This window comes from Azospirillum sp. SYSU D00513 (assembly GCF_017356015.1).
Lineage (GTDB): Bacteria > Pseudomonadota > Alphaproteobacteria > Azospirillales > Azospirillaceae > Azospirillum.
In genome coordinates, this window is record NZ_JAFIQV010000020.1 from 80,403 (window position 1) to 94,383 (window position 13,981).

The 13,981-nt window shown below is 68.9% G+C and carries 12 protein-coding genes; 10 read left to right on the forward strand and 2 right to left on the reverse strand.

Features of this window, described 5'->3' with window-relative positions; genetic code table 11:
* Positions 1-13: 13 nt before the first annotated feature.
* The 3 genes from JUB11_RS16230 (at position 14) to JUB11_RS16240 (ending at position 1,998) form a co-directional block, all read left to right on the forward strand.
* Complete coding sequence (locus JUB11_RS16230) at positions 14-499, forward strand: DUF29 domain-containing protein (RefSeq protein ID WP_207459609.1); 486 nt, start codon at positions 14-16, stop codon at positions 497-499.
* 62 nt (positions 500-561) lie between these two features.
* Positions 562-1,518: a lipoyl synthase gene (gene lipA / locus JUB11_RS16235; protein ID WP_207459610.1), complete on the forward strand. Its 957-nt coding sequence runs from the start codon at positions 562-564 to the stop codon at positions 1,516-1,518.
* A gap of 15 nt (positions 1,519-1,533) precedes the next feature.
* Complete coding sequence (locus JUB11_RS16240) at positions 1,534-1,998, forward strand: type II toxin-antitoxin system RatA family toxin (RefSeq protein WP_207459611.1); 465 nt, start codon at positions 1,534-1,536, stop codon at positions 1,996-1,998.
* Between the two features lie 68 nt (positions 1,999-2,066).
* Here JUB11_RS16240 and JUB11_RS16245 read toward each other — a convergent pair whose 3' ends face one another.
* Together JUB11_RS16245 and JUB11_RS16250 are read right to left on the reverse strand one after the other, a co-directional pair.
* A complete protein-coding gene (locus tag JUB11_RS16245) occupies positions 2,067-2,546 on the reverse strand; it encodes a CinA family protein (RefSeq protein ID WP_207459612.1) in 480 nt (159 codons plus the stop codon).
* A gap of 29 nt (positions 2,547-2,575) precedes the next feature.
* Complete coding sequence (locus JUB11_RS16250; protein WP_207459613.1) at positions 2,576-3,769, reverse strand: bifunctional 2-C-methyl-D-erythritol 4-phosphate cytidylyltransferase/2-C-methyl-D-erythritol 2,4-cyclodiphosphate synthase; 1,194 nt, start codon at positions 3,767-3,769, stop codon at positions 2,576-2,578.
* A 174-nt stretch (positions 3,770-3,943) separates the two neighbouring features.
* Between JUB11_RS16250 and ccsA the strand changes: the two genes are divergently transcribed.
* The 7 genes from ccsA (at position 3,944) to trkA (ending at position 13,963) form a co-directional block, all read left to right on the forward strand.
* Positions 3,944-4,771 (forward strand): cytochrome c biogenesis protein CcsA, encoded by an 828-nt coding sequence (ccsA, locus tag JUB11_RS16255; protein ID WP_207459614.1) that lies wholly within the window; start codon positions 3,944-3,946, stop codon positions 4,769-4,771.
* 138 nt (positions 4,772-4,909) lie between these two features.
* Positions 4,910-5,896, forward strand: a complete 987-nt coding sequence (dusB, locus tag JUB11_RS16260) for a tRNA dihydrouridine synthase DusB (protein ID WP_207459615.1) — start codon at positions 4,910-4,912, stop codon at positions 5,894-5,896.
* On the forward strand, positions 5,896-7,140 hold the full coding sequence (locus JUB11_RS16265; protein ID WP_207459616.1) for an ATP-binding protein: 1,245 nt from the start codon (positions 5,896-5,898) through the stop codon (positions 7,138-7,140). Before dusB ends, JUB11_RS16265 begins: the two co-directional genes overlap by 1 nt.
* The gene (gene ntrC / locus JUB11_RS16270) at positions 7,140-8,585 is read left to right on the forward strand and encodes a nitrogen regulation protein NR(I) (protein ID WP_207459617.1); all 1,446 of its coding nucleotides are present in this window, start codon (positions 7,140-7,142) and stop codon (positions 8,583-8,585) included. The genes JUB11_RS16265 and ntrC overlap by 1 nt, the downstream gene beginning before the upstream one ends.
* A gap of 180 nt (positions 8,586-8,765) precedes the next feature.
* Complete coding sequence (locus JUB11_RS16275; protein WP_207459618.1) at positions 8,766-11,072, forward strand: PAS domain-containing sensor histidine kinase; 2,307 nt, start codon at positions 8,766-8,768, stop codon at positions 11,070-11,072.
* On the forward strand, positions 11,062-12,462 hold the full coding sequence (locus JUB11_RS16280) for a sigma-54 dependent transcriptional regulator (protein ID WP_207459619.1): 1,401 nt from the start codon (positions 11,062-11,064) through the stop codon (positions 12,460-12,462). Before JUB11_RS16275 ends, JUB11_RS16280 begins: the two co-directional genes overlap by 11 nt.
* A 124-nt stretch (positions 12,463-12,586) precedes the next feature.
* Positions 12,587-13,963 carry a Trk system potassium transporter TrkA gene (gene trkA / locus JUB11_RS16285; RefSeq protein WP_207459620.1) on the forward strand — a complete coding sequence of 459 codons (1,377 nt, stop codon included), beginning with the start codon at positions 12,587-12,589 and terminating at the stop codon, positions 13,961-13,963.
* Positions 13,964-13,981: the final 18 nt, after the last annotated feature.

Below are 13,981 nucleotides of genomic sequence, written 5' to 3' on the forward strand. Positions count from 1 at the left end.
CGGAAGAGAGGCCATGGCACGCACGGGCGCCGCATACGACGAGGATTTCTACGCCTGGACGCAAAACCAGGCGCAGGCTCTCCGTCGTGCCGGTGCCGAGCGGAACAACGCCCCCGTCGACTGGGAGAACGTCGCCGAGGAGATTGAGAGCATGGGGCGCAGCCAGAAGGCCGAGATTGAGAGCCGCCTCACGGTGCTCCTTGTGCATCTCCTGAAATGGCTGCATTGCCCGGAGCTGCGGGAGCGTTGCGAACGCGGCTGGCGCCTGACTGTCCGTGAGCAGCGCAAGCGGCTGGCGCGGGAGGTCAAGGACAGCCCGAGCCTCCGGGCCTTCGTCGCCGACGTCTTTGCGGAATGCCACGAGGACGCGCGGCTTCGAGCCGCCGTCGAAGCCGAGGTTCCGCTCGACCGCATTCCTGTCCATCCGACCTTCACGCTTGACCAGGCGCTCGATCCGGCCTATCCGGCGGAGTTGTTTCCGCCGGAGTGGCGCGCTTGAGCGCCGACCCCGTTCAGCAGCGGCCGGGCACGAGCTCCGCGCCGCTGGGAGCCATTGAGACCATGACCGTGCTGACCCCGACCGACAAGCTGCGCCACCCGGAAAAGGCCCACAAGCCCGACAACCCGGTCCAGCGCAAGCCCGCCTGGATCCGCGTGAAGGCGCCGACGAGCCAGGAATACCAGGAAACGCGCCAGCTCATGCGCGGGCTGAAGCTCAGCACCGTGTGCGAGGAGGCGGCCTGCCCGAACATCGGGGAGTGCTGGAAGAAGAAGCACGCGACCTTCATGATCCTGGGCTCGATCTGCACGCGCGGCTGCGCCTTCTGCAACGTCGAGACCGGCCGCCCGGACCTGCTGGACCCGCACGAGCCCGAGCGGGTGGGGGAGGCGGTTGCCCAGCTCGGCCTCAGCCACGTCGTCGTCACCTCGGTGGACCGCGACGATCTGGAGGACGGTGGTGCCGAGCATTTCGCCCGGACCATCCGCGCCATCCGCGCGGCGTCGCCCAGCACGACGATCGAGATCCTGACGCCCGACTTCCAGAAGAAGAAGGGTGCGGTCGAGATCGTGGTGGAGGCGCGTCCGGACGTGTTCAACCACAATCTGGAGACGGCGCCGCGCCTTTATCCGACAATTCGCCCGGGCGCGCGTTACTTCACCTCGCTCCAGCTGTTGGCACGGGTGAAGGAGCTGGACGCCTCGATCTTCACGAAGTCGGGCATCATGGTCGGGCTGGGTGAAACCAAGGAGGAGGTGGCGCAGGTGATGGACGATCTGCGCGCCGCCGACGTGGATTTCATGACCATCGGCCAGTACCTGCAGCCGACGACCAAGCACGCGGCCGTGGACCGCTTCGTGACGCCCGAGGAGTTCGCCAGCTACGCCACGCTCGGCCGCGGGAAGGGCTTCCTGATGATCGCGGCCACGCCGCTGACCCGGTCCTCCTACCATGCGGGCGAGGATTTCGAGAAGATGCGCGAAGCCCGCGCCCGCAAGCTGGCGGCCGCGGCAACCTGAGGAGCGAACAACGGCATGCCGACCCACGCGGAACAGAAGGTGCTTCCCTACACGCCGGAGCAGATGTACCGGCTCGTGGCCGATGTGGAGAGGTACCCGGAATTCCTGCCTTGGTGCATGGCGGCCCGCATTCGCCGGCGCGAGGGCAACGTCCTCTACGCCGATCTTGTGATCGGCTTCAAGATGGTGCGGGAACGCTTCACCTCGCGCGTCGAACTGAACGAGCCGGGCTGCCGGATCGACGTGCAGTACACCGAGGGGCCGTTCCAGTATCTGAACAACCACTGGATCTTCAAGCCGCACGAGAAGGGCTGCTGCGTCGACTTCTTCGTCGATTTCGAGTTCCGCTCGAAGATGCTTCAGAAGATCATGGGGCTGCTCTTCAATGAGGCGGTGCGGCGCATGGTGCAGGCCTTCGAGACCCGCGCGAACCAGCTCTATGGCGGCGCGGGAGCGGCTCCCGCCGCCCGCACGGCCTGAACGAACGGCACGGCGGGGATCCGCACGGGGAAGGGCGCCGGCCTCTGGGTTCGGCGCCCTTTCGCGTTTCAGCGCTTCAGTTTTTCCAGCGCCGCGCGGACGGTGGCGAGCCGGACGGCCTGACGGTCGCCGGGGAAGGTGTATTCCTCGGCGCCGACCTCGCCGCCGCGCACGGCGAGCCCGATGTAGACCCGGCCCACCGGCTTGGTTTCGGTGGCGCCGCCCGGCCCGGCGATCCCGGTGACGGAGACCGCCACGCCGGCCCGTGACTTCGCCAGAGCGCCCACCGCCATGGCGGCGGCGACCTCGGCGCTGACGGCCCCCTTCGCCTGGATCAGCTCGGCCGGCACGCCCAGCATTTCGGTCTTCGCTTCGTTGGAGTAGGTCACGAAGCCGCGCTCCACCACCGAGGAGGAGCCCGCCCGGTCGGTCAGCGCCCCGGCAATCAGGCCGCCCGTGCAGGATTCGGCGACCGCCACCATCACGCTCGAGTCGCGGCAGGCGTCGAGGACCGCGTCGGCCAGCGTCTGGATGTCTTCGGGAAACATGGGCCGATTCCTTTCGGTGGTGGGGAGCCTCAGCCCGGCAGCCGGACCGTCGCCACGGCCTGCGCCGCGATGCCTTCCCCGCGCCCGGTGAAGCCGAGCCGCTCCGTGGTGGTCGCCTTGACGCTGACGCGGTCCTCGGCGATGCCGAGGATGCCGGCGATCCGCGCCACCATCGCGGGGCGGTGCGGGCCGACCTTCGGGCGTTCGCAGATTACGGTGACGTCCACATGGGCGATGCGCCCGCCGCGCGCGCGCACCAGTTCCGCCGCGTGGCGCAGGAACAGGGCGCTGTCCGCGCCGCGCCATTGCGGGTCCGACGGGGGAAAGTGGCTGCCGATGTCGCCGGAACAGAGCGCGCCGAGGATCGCGTCGGTCAGGGCATGCAGCCCGACATCGGCATCGGAATGGCCTTCCAGCCGGTGACTGTGGGGAATGCTGATGCCGCACAGCGTCACATGGTCGCCCTCGGCGAAGCGGTGCACGTCGTAGCCCATGCCCGTGCGGATGTCGTCCAGGCCGCTGAAGGAGCCGCCGGACGCGGTTCCGGCCTGGGCCGCGACCGCGCGTTCCGCGCGGGTCAGGTCGTCGGGGGTGGTCACCTTGAAATTCTCCTCCTTGGATGGAACGAGCGCCACGGCCAGCCCGGCCCGTTCGGCCACGGCTGCGTCGTCCGTCAGTTCGGCGTCGAACCCGGCCGCGGCGCGGTGGGCGTCCAGAATGGCGGGAAAGCGGAAGCCCTGGGGCGTCTGGGCCCGCCACAGGCCGGCACGGTCGACGGTGCCGTCGATCAGCCCGGCGCGCCCGCGCTTGAGCGTGTCGACCACCGGCACGGCGGCGATGGCGCCGTCATGGGCCGCCAGCGCGCCGATGACGGCGTCGATGGTCTCCGGGTCCACCAGCGGCCGGGCGGCGTCATGGATCAGGACGAGGTCGGGCGCGGATGCCGCCAGCCGTTCCAGCCCGCGACGCACGGACTCCTGCCGCGTGGCGCCGCCGGCCACCGGCTCCGGAAGGCCGAGCCCGGCGACCGCCTCGTCATAAAGGTCGCGGAAGGCCGGATTGATCACCATCTGAACGGCGCCGACGTGGGGATGGCGCAGGAAGGCCTCCGCCGTGCGCCGCAGCAGCGGGCGCCCGGCTAGGTCGAGATACTGTTTCGGGCGCTCGGCGCCGAAACGCTGGCCGCTCCCGGCGGCGACGATCAGGACGACGCAGGACGGCATGGGCGATATGGGCTGCGGCTCGGCATGGCAGGTTTCCGGATCGATCTGGAGGCTTGACGGCGTTGCGGCGGAGCCTAGCCTGTCGCCGGGGTTCCGCCAAGGCCCGCCGACCGCCGGACATGGGTCTGGCGCCGGGGCGTGGAGTCCGTGGGCGGAAAGGAACAGGACGATCGCATGTCGCACAACCTGATCTACAGCCTGACGGCGTTGCTGACGCTGCTTCCGGCATCGCTGTACCCGTTCCGCCGCATCGTCGGCCATGCCGCGCCGGATTCCGGGGAGGGGCGTTCCGCGGCCTTCTGGATCGGGCTGCTGCTCGCGGCCGTTGGTTCGGTCGCCTTCGCCCTGACGCAGATCGGCGGGCAATGGCACACCGGCCTGTCGACCGCGCTGTGGGTGACCATCGCCGCCTGCATGCTGCTCTACACGGCCCTGTGCCTGGGCACCCGTTCGGCCTGGCGCCTGTCGCCGCTCCTGCTGCCCTACCTGTTCCTCGTCGGCGCGCTCGCCACGATCAGCCAGGGGGCGCCATCGCCGTCGCTGCGGGGCGGCGTCCCCGGCGTCTGGATCGACCTGCACATCGCCGTGTCGGTCGTCACCTACGCGCTGCTGACCATTGCCGCCGTGGCGTCGCTCGCCGCCTTCCTGCAGCAGCGCGCCCTGAAATCCAAGCGCCCGACGCCCTTGAGCCGCTTCCTGCCGCCGGTCGCCGAGAGCGAGCGGCTGCAGGTTCGGCTGCTGGCTGCCTGCGAGCTGGTGCTCGGCGCGGGGCTGGCCACCGGGATGGCCGTGCTGCATTACGAGCAGGGCGTGGCGCTGCGCCTCGACCACAAGATCCTGCTGTCGCTCGCCACCTTCGCCGTCGTTGGTGGACTTCTTTTGGCCCAGATGCGGTCCGGGGTGCGCGGGCGCACCGCCGCGCGCATGGTGCTGATTGCCTATTTGTTGCTCACACTCGCCTATCCTGGCGTGAAGTTCGTGACGGACGTCCTTCTCGGATAGGAAAGAGGGGCTTGCGGCCCGTTCCGGCGGGGGCTTCGCGCTTGCGGCATGCCGAAATGCCGTGATACCTTGCCCAAAATCTCATCATACAAGCTGCGTGCCCAGCAAAGCGGCAGAGCGGAAACGGGATAGGTAGCCATGGCCATTCGGATTGGCCCCATCACGCTGGAATCCCCTGTGATCCTGGCGCCCATGTCCGGCGTCTCCGATCTCCCCTTCCGGCGCCTCGTCAAGAAGTCCGGTTGCGGGCTGGTCGTGTCGGAGATGATCGCCAGCCAGGCGATGATCCGGGAGAACGAGCAGACCCTGCGCATGGTCGCCTGCGAGCCTGAGCAGTTTCCCATGTCGGTCCAGCTCGCCGGCTGCGAGCCGGAGGTCATGGCCGAGGCGGCGAAGCTGAACGAGGACCGGGGTGCGGCGATCATCGACATCAATTTCGGCTGCCCGGTGAAGAAGGTCGTCAACGGCCATGCCGGATCGGCCCTGATGCGCGACGAGGTCGGGGCCGCCCGCATCCTGGAGGCGACGGTCAAGGCGGTCGGCATCCCGGTGACGCTGAAGATGCGCACGGGCTGGGACGAGACCAACCGCAACGCGCCGTCGCTCGCCCGCATCGCCCGGGAGTGCGGCATCCAGATGGTCACCGTGCACGGCCGCACGCGCAACCAGTTCTACCATGGCTCCGCCGACTGGAGCTTCGTGCGCCGGGTGAAGGAGGCGGTCGACATCCCGGTCGTCGTCAACGGCGACATCAACGGCTTCGACGAGGTGGACCGCGCGCTGGCCGAATCCGGTGCCGACGGCGTCATGCTGGGGCGGGGCACCTACGGGCGGCCCTGGTTCCCCGGCCAGGTGATGCACTATCTGCGCACCGGCGAGCGTCTGCCCGACCCGCCCGTGGCGGAGCAGCTGGCCATCCTGCTGGAGCATTACGAGGCGATGCTGGTCCATTATGGGACCGATGCCGGCCTGCGCGTCGCCCGCAAGCACATCTCCTGGTATTCCAAAGGCTTCCACGGATCGGCCGAATTCCGGGAGGAGGTCAACCGCATGGCCGACCCGCAGGCGGTCCGCGACCGCATCCGCGCCTTCTACGGTCCGGCTCTCGAAAGGATGGCAGCCTGATGCCCCGCACGTCCGTCGCCTCCTCCGCGGAGCCGCGCCGCGCGCCGCGCTCCTCCTCGCCCAAGCGCGGCCCGATCGATCCCTCGGTCGTGCTGAACGCCTTGCCGGACCCCGTCATCGTCGTCGATGAGAATGGCGACATCCGTCACGTCAATCTGGAGGCGCAGGAGTTCTTCGACCTGTCCGCCAGCGTGATGGAGGGCATGTCCTTCGCCGAGCTTCTGCCGCCCGCCAGCCCCGTCATGGAGCTGATCCGGCAGGTGCAGCGGGACAGCAACAGCGTTTCGCTCCAGGGCGTCACCATCGACACGCCGCGCATCGGCGCCCATCACGTCACGGTGCAGGTGACCTCGCTGGGAGAACCACCGGACCATGTCGTGATCACGATCAACGAGCGGACCATCGCCCGCAAGATCGACAATTCCCTGACGCACCGGCACGCCGCCCGCTCGGTCACGGCCATGGCGGCCATGCTGGCGCATGAGGTGAAGAACCCGCTGTCGGGCATTCGCGGGGCGGCACAGCTCCTGGAGGAGAACGCCAGCGACCAGGACCGCGTGCTGACGCGGCTGATCTGCGACGAGGCCGACCGTATCGTGGCGCTCGTCAACCGGATGGAGGTCTTCTCCGACCAGCGCCCGCCGGAACGGGACCCGGTGAACATCCATTCCGTGCTGGAGCATGTCCGCAAAGTCGCCCAGAGCGGCTTCGCCCGGAAGGTCCGCTTCATCGAGCGCTACGACCCGTCCTTGCCGCCGGTCTATGGGAACCGTGATCAACTCGTTCAAATTTTCCTCAATCTGATTAAAAACGCGGCAGAAGCGGTGCCGGCCAGCGGCGGCGAGATCATTCTCTGCACATCCTATCAGCACGGCGTCCGCATGGCGCTGCCGGGCGGCGACGCGCGCATGCATCTGCCTTTGCAGGTGTCCATCCAAGACAACGGCGACGGCATACCGGAGGACCTGCGGTCCAACCTGTTCGACCCCTTCGTTACGACGAAGGTCAACGGGACTGGCCTTGGTCTTGCATTGGTGGCGAAAATTATCGGCGACCACGGCGGCGTCATCGACTTCGATAGCCAGCCGCGCCGAACCGTCTTCAAGGTCTCGCTGCCCATGTACGACGAATCGCGCAACACCGGTGACACGGCATCGCACGCCCCGCGGCTGCAGGGCGAACCCGGGAGTGAACTGAGGGGTGAATTCAAGGGCGAACTCAAGGGCGAGCGAGGGGATCGCTGATGAGCGCAGCCACGATCCTGGTCGCGGATGACGATCGCGCCATCCGCACGGTGCTGACCCAGGCGCTCGCACGGCTCGGCCACGAGGTCCGGACCACCGGCAACGCCTCCACCCTCTGGCGCTGGGTCGCCGACGGGCAGGGCGACCTCGTGATCACCGACGTGGTGATGCCGGACGAGAACGGCCTCGACCTCATCCCGCGCATGAAGAAGATCCGCCCGGAGCTGCGGGTCATCGTCATGAGCGCGCAGAACACGCTGATCACCGCCGTGAAGGCGGCCGAGCGCGGCGCCTTCGAGTATCTGCCCAAGCCCTTCGACCTGAAGGAGCTGGTCTCCGTCGTCGAGCGGGCGCTGAACGCCAACACCCAGCTCGCAGCACTGCCCGCGGACGCGGCGGAGGCGGACGAGCAGCTGCCGCTGATCGGCCGCTCCCCGGCCATGCAGGAAATTTACCGGGTCCTCGCGCGCTTGATGGGCACCGACCTGACGGTGACCATCACCGGCGAGTCCGGCACCGGCAAGGAGCTGGTCGCCCGTGCCCTGCACGACTACGGCAAGCGCCGCAACGGCCCGTTCGTCGCCATCAACATGGCGGCCATCCCGCGCGAGCTGATCGAATCCGAGCTGTTCGGCCATGAGAAAGGAGCCTTCACCGGCGCCACCAACCGGTCCACCGGCCGCTTCGAGCAGGCCCAGGGCGGCACGCTTTTCCTGGACGAAATCGGCGACATGCCGATCGAGGCGCAGACGCGCCTGCTCCGCGTCCTTCAGGAGGGCGAATACACGACGGTGGGCGGCCGCACGCCGATCAAGACCGACGTCCGCATCGTCGCGGCCACCCACCGGGATCTGCGCACGCTGATCCGCCAGGGACTGTTCCGCGAGGATCTGTTCTACCGGCTGTGCGTCGTGCCGATCCGCCTGCCGCCGCTGCGCGAGCGGACGGAGGACGTGCCCCTGCTGGTGCGCCATTTCCTGAATCTCGGCGCCGCGCAGGGCCTGCCGGCCAAGAGCATCGACCAGGCCGCCATGGACCGGCTGAAGCGCTACCGCTGGCCGGGCAACGTGCGCGAGCTGGAGAATCTGGTCCGCCGGCTGTCGGCCCTCTATTCCCAGGAGGTCATCGGGCTGGACGTCATTGAGGCGGAGCTGTCGGACTCCGCCCCGACCGCCCAGCCGGTCGAGGAGCCGCAGGGGGAGGGGCTGTCCTCGGCGGTGGAGCGTCACCTCAAGGATTACTTCTCCGCCCACAAGGACGGCATGCCCTCCAACGGCCTGTACGACCGCGTGCTGCGGGAGATCGAACGCCCGCTGATCTCACTCAGCCTGTCCGCCACACGCGGCAACCAGATCAAGGCGGCGCAGCTTCTCGGTCTCAACCGCAACACGCTGCGCAAGAAGATCCGGGACCTGGACATCCAGGTCGTGCGCGGCCTGAAATAGGGCGGATGGCAGGGGAGGGGCACGGGCCGAACGGCGTCCGTGCCCTTTTTGTGACAGGGCTCCGCACCCCCATGGGGTAGGGGCCTTGTGGCGGCACTGGCCTTTTGGTCATTTCCTTGACGCTTGGCAGGTCCGCAACAGCTCGTGTATCTTTCCGGCAACATACTCGATGCCGGATTCATGTCCCTGTCCTCCCAAGACGCCCAGGCGACCCTTTGGCAAAGGCTGACACGCTGGTCGGCCCGCGCGCGGCTGGCCAAGCGGCTGGCGGTCGCCCTGTCGCTCGCCGCCATCGCGGCCGGCTTCGCCACCTACACGGCCCTGACCGAAAGCGCGACCCACGGGGTGGCCGACCGCCGCACCGTCACGCTGCTGCTGGCGCTCGACGTCGCCCTGCTGCTGCTGCTCGGCGTGCTGGTCGCCCGCCGCCTCGTGACGATCTGGATCGGGCGCCGCCGAGGCCTCGCGGGCTCGCGCCTGCATGTCCGGCTCGTCCTGGTCTTCAGCCTTCTGGCCGTGGCGCCGGCCATCATCATGGCCGTCTTCTCGGCGGTGTTCTTCTATGTCGGGGTCCAGTCCTGGTTCAGCGAGCGGGTCCGGACGGCGGTGAACGAGTCCCTGGCGGTCGCCAGCGCCTATCTGCATGAGCACCAGCAGAACATCCGCGCCGACGCGCTTGCCATGGCCAACGACCTGAACCAGGAGGCGGCGCGCTTCGGCGGCGACCCGCAACGGTTCGGGCAGATCGTCACCACCCAGGCCATGCTGCGGACCCTGTCGGAAGCGATCGTCTTCAACGGCACGACAGGGGCGGTCCTGGCCCGGTCCGGCTTCACCTTCACGCTGGAGTTCGACCCCATCCCCGACGACGCGCTCCGCGTCGCCCGCGAGGGGGAGGTGGCGCTCATCGTCAGCGAGGAGGGCGACCGCGTGCGGGCGCTGGTCCGGCTCGACCGCTTCGCCGACACCTTCCTCTATGTCGGCCGCATGGTGGAGCCGCGCGTGCTGTCGCACATGGCGGCGGCCGAAGGGGCGGTCAAGGAATACGCAGCACTGGAGAGCCGGCACGGCACGCTCCAGATCACCTTCACGCTGATCTTCGTGGTGGTGGCGCTGCTCCTGCTGCTGGCCGCCGTCTGGTTCGGGCTGAACTTCGCGACGAAGCTCGCCCGCCCCATCAGCGCCCTCATCGGGGCGGCCGAGCGGGTGCGCGCCGGCGACCTGAACGTGCGCGTCAACGAGCCTCCGGGCGAGGACGAGCTGGGCCTGCTGTCACGCGCCTTCAACCGCATGACCACGGAGATCGGCAACCAGCGGCACGAGCTGCTGACCGCGAACCGGCTGATGGACGAGCGGCGCCGCTTCATCGAAACGGTGCTGGGGGGCGTGTCGGCGGGCGTGATCGGGCTGGACGCCGACGGCGTGATCAACCTGCCGAACTTGTCGGCCGCGCGCCTGCTGGGCGTCGACGACCCCGAGCAGCTCATCGGGCGGTCCCTGGCCGAGCTGTCGCCGGACATGGGCGGCCTGCTGGAGAACGCGCCCCGCCGCCCCGGCCGCGTCGTGCAGGACCAGATCCAGATCCGGCGTCCGGGAACGACACCGCTGACGCTGCTGGTGCGGATCGCGGCGGAAGGGCGCGGCGGGGACGTCCGCGGCTACGTCGTCACCTTCGACGACATCACCGAACTGGTCTCCGCCCAGCGCAAGGCCGCCTGGGCCGACGTGGCCCGCCGGATCGCTCACGAGATCAAGAATCCGCTGACGCCGATCCAGCTCTCGGCCGAGCGGCTGCGCCGCAAGTACCTGAAGGAGATCACCAGCGACACCGAGGTCTTCACCATGTGCACGGACACCATCGTGCGGCAGGTGGACGACATCCGGCGCATGGTGGACGAGTTCTCGGCCTTCGCGCGCATGCCGCAGCCGGTGATGAAGCCCTGCAACATCAACGACCTCGCCCGGCAAGCCGTGTTTCTGCAGACGAGCGCCCACACGGGCAAGATCCGATTCCACACGGAACTGCCGCAGGGACCGCTGCCGGTCGTCTGCGACAGCCGGCAGATCTCCCAGGCGCTGACCAACCTTCTGCAGAACGCCGCCGACGCCATCGAAGGGCGCACGCCCCCGGCGGACGGCGGCGAACTGCCGCCGGGCGAGATCACCCTGCGCGTCGTCGCGGAGGAGGAACGGGTCGTCCTGTCCGTCGAGGACAACGGCAAGGGCTTGCCGCACGAGGAGCGCGACCGGCTCACCGAACCCTATGTGACGACGCGGGCCAAGGGCACCGGCCTCGGGCTCGCGATCGTCAAGAAGATCATGGAAGACCATGGCGGCACCCTCACCCTGGAAGACCGCGAAGGCGGCGGGGCGCGGGTCGGCCTGGTGATTCCACAGGATGCTCCGGCCGAGGGCGATGCCCGCGGCGGGGGTGAAAGGCTGGCGGAGACCAGCGGAGAGGCGAGGCAAGCAGCCCATGGCGCATGATATTCTGATCGTCGACGACGAGGCCGATATCCGGATGCTCATCGCGGGCATCCTGAACGACGAGGGCATGAAGACGCGCGAGGCGGGCGATGCCGACCAGGCTTTCGCCCAGGTCGCATCACGCCGGCCGAGCCTCGTCATCCTCGACATCTGGCTTCAGGGCAGCCGTCTGGACGGATTGCAGATCCTGGAGCAGCTGAAGCGGGACCACGCGAACCTGCCGGTCATCATGATTTCCGGCCACGGCAACATCGAGACCGCGGTCCAGGCCATCAAGGTCGGCGCCTACGACTTCATCGAGAAGCCCTTCAAGGCCGACCGGCTGCTGCTGATGGTCGACCGGGCCATCGAGGCGGCGCGGCTCAAGCGCGAGAACGAGGAGCTGAAGCTGCGCGCCGGCGGCGAGGTCGAGCTGATCGGCCGCTCCCCGGCCGTGGGCGGCGTCCGCCAGTCGATCGACCGCGTGTCGCCGACCGGCAGCCGCGTGCTGATCACCGGCCCGGCCGGCTCGGGCAAGGAGGTCGTGGCGCGCCTGATCCACACCCGCTCGCGCCGCAACGAAGGCCCCTTCGTCGCGCTGAACTGCGCCACCATGCGGCCCGAGCGGCTGGAGATGGAGCTGTTCGGCACGGAAGCCGGGGTCGACGGCGCCGGCCGCAAGATCGGCACTTTCGAGCAGGCCCATGGCGGGACGCTGCTGCTGGACGAGGTGGCGGACATGCCGCTGGAAACCCAGGGCAAGATCGTCCGCGCGCTCCAGGAGCAGGTGTTCGAGCGCGTCGGCGGCGGCCAGCGGGTCGAGGTGGACGTGCGCGTCATCGCCACCTCCAACCGTGATCTCCAGACCGAGATCGAGCAGGGGCGCTTCCGCCAGGATCTCTTCTACCGCCTGGCGGTCGTGCCGGTGCGGGTGCCGTCGCTCGCCGAGCGGCGCGAGGACATCCCGCTGCTGGCCCGCCACTTCATGCAGCGTTCCGCCGAGGCGGCCGGCCTGCCGGCCCGCGAGTTCGGGGAGGACGCCATGGCGGCGCTCCAGGCCTACGACTGGCCCGGCAACGTCCGCCAGCTCCGCAACGTGGTGGACTGGCTGCTCATCATGGCGCAGGGCGACCCGAAGGAGCCGATCCGCGCCGACATGCTGCCGCCGGAAATCGGCGCCATCACCCCCACCGTCCTGAAATGGGACAAGGGCGGGGAGATCATGGGCCTGCCGCTGCGCGAGGCGCGCGAGGTGTTCGAGCGGGAATATCTGCTGGCCCAGGTCACGCGGTTCGGCGGGAACATCTCGCGCACCGCCGCCTTCGTCGGCATGGAGCGCTCGGCCCTGCACCGCAAGCTGAAGTCGCTGGGCGTGCACGGCAGCGAGAAGGGCAAGCTGTACGTCGAATAGCGGCCGGGGAATGACGGCCGGAGAATGACGGCCGGGGCCGGGCGCCCCGGTCCCGGCTTCGCGCGGTGCCGGTCCCGTCGGGGCCGGCGCGCGGCATGACGGCGGCAAGGAACGGACAAGAGACATGAAGGTCATCGTCTGCGGCGCCGGCCAGGTCGGTGCCAACATCGCGCGCTATCTGGCTTCCGAGGGCAACGACGTCACCGTCATCGACCTTAAGCCCGAGCTGGTCCAGCGCCTCAGCGACACGCTCGACGTCCAGGCGATGGTCGGCCATGCCTCCGACCCGGACGTGCTGGAGGCGGCGGGGGCCGGCGAGAGCGACATGATCATCGCCGTCACCCAGGTGGACGAGGTCAACATGGTCGCCTGCGAGGTCGCGCACGCCCTGTTCAACGTGCCGACCAAGATCGCCCGCATCCGCAACCAGAGCTACCTGAAGCCGATCTGGGCCGACCTGTTCAGCCGCGACCATCTGCCCATCGACGTCATCATCTCGCCGGAGATCGAGGTGGCGCGGGCCATCGCGCGCCGGCTGCGCGTGCCCGGCGCCTTCGACATGATCCCGCTCGCCGACGGGCGCGTCAGCGTGGTCGGCGTCTATTGCACGGAGAGCTGCCCGGTCCTGAACACGCCGCTCCGGCAGCTCACCAGCCTCTTCCCCGACCTCGCCCTGGAGGTCGTGGCGATCCTGCGCAACGACCACACCATCGTTCCGCACGGCGACGACCAGATGCTGCCGGGCGACGAGGTCTATTTCGTCTGCGACACCCGTCACCTGAGCCGCGCCATGGCCGCCTTCGGCCATGAGGAGACGGAGGCGCGGCGGATCATCATCCTGGGCGGCGGCAACATCGGCCTGTGCCTCGCCGAGGAGCTGGAGGAAAAGCACCGGGACGTCACCGTCCGCATCATCGAGATGGACAAGACGCGGGCCCAGCACGTGGCCCGGCGCCTGTCGGGAACGATGGTGCTGCACGGCGACGCGCTGGACTGCGAGATCCTGGAGGAGGCGAACGTCGCCGCCACGGAAACCGTGGTCGCGGTGACCAACGACGACGAGGGCAACATCCTCTCCTCCCTGCTCGCCAAGCGCTACGGCGCCAAGCGGGCGATCACCCTCATCAACAAGACCACATATTCGGCCCTGGTCACGCCGCTGGGCATCGACGCCGTCGTCTCCCCGCGCGGCATCACCGTGTCCAACATCCTCCAGCACGTCCGGCGGGGGCGGGTGCGCGCGGTGCATTCACTGCGCGACGGCTTCGCCGAGGTGATCGAGGCGGAGGCGCTGGAAACCTCCGCCGTCGTCAACACGCCGCTGCGCGAGGTGAAGCTGCCCTCCGGCTCCATCGTCGGCGCCATCGTCCGCGGCGACGAGGTGATCGTGCCGCGCCCCAACACGATCATCCGGCCCAAGGACAGGGTCATCATTCTGGCCGCCATAGGGCAGGTCAAGAAGGTGGAGAAGCTGTTCGCCGTCCGGCTGGAGTTCTTCTGACCTCCCGCCCGTCCGGCC

Coding starts and splice junctions, on each gene's coding strand:
- JUB11_RS16230 (WP_207459609.1), top strand. CDS start 14: ATGGCACGCACGGGCGCCGCATACGACGAGGATTTCTACGCCTGGACG.
- lipA (WP_207459610.1), top strand. CDS start 562: ATGACCGTGCTGACCCCGACCGACAAGCTGCGCCACCCGGAAAAGGCC.
- JUB11_RS16240 (WP_207459611.1), top strand. CDS start 1,534: ATGCCGACCCACGCGGAACAGAAGGTGCTTCCCTACACGCCGGAGCAG.
- JUB11_RS16245 (WP_207459612.1), bottom strand. CDS start 2,546: ATGTTTCCCGAAGACATCCAGACGCTGGCCGACGCGGTCCTCGACGCC.
- JUB11_RS16250 (WP_207459613.1), bottom strand. CDS start 3,769: ATGCCGTCCTGCGTCGTCCTGATCGTCGCCGCCGGGAGCGGCCAGCGT.
- ccsA (WP_207459614.1), top strand. CDS start 3,944: ATGTCGCACAACCTGATCTACAGCCTGACGGCGTTGCTGACGCTGCTT.
- dusB (WP_207459615.1), top strand. CDS start 4,910: ATGGCCATTCGGATTGGCCCCATCACGCTGGAATCCCCTGTGATCCTG.
- JUB11_RS16265 (WP_207459616.1), top strand. CDS start 5,896: ATGCCCCGCACGTCCGTCGCCTCCTCCGCGGAGCCGCGCCGCGCGCCG.
- ntrC (WP_207459617.1), top strand. CDS start 7,140: ATGAGCGCAGCCACGATCCTGGTCGCGGATGACGATCGCGCCATCCGC.
- JUB11_RS16275 (WP_207459618.1), top strand. CDS start 8,766: ATGTCCCTGTCCTCCCAAGACGCCCAGGCGACCCTTTGGCAAAGGCTG.
- JUB11_RS16280 (WP_207459619.1), top strand. CDS start 11,062: ATGGCGCATGATATTCTGATCGTCGACGACGAGGCCGATATCCGGATG.
- trkA (WP_207459620.1), top strand. CDS start 12,587: ATGAAGGTCATCGTCTGCGGCGCCGGCCAGGTCGGTGCCAACATCGCG.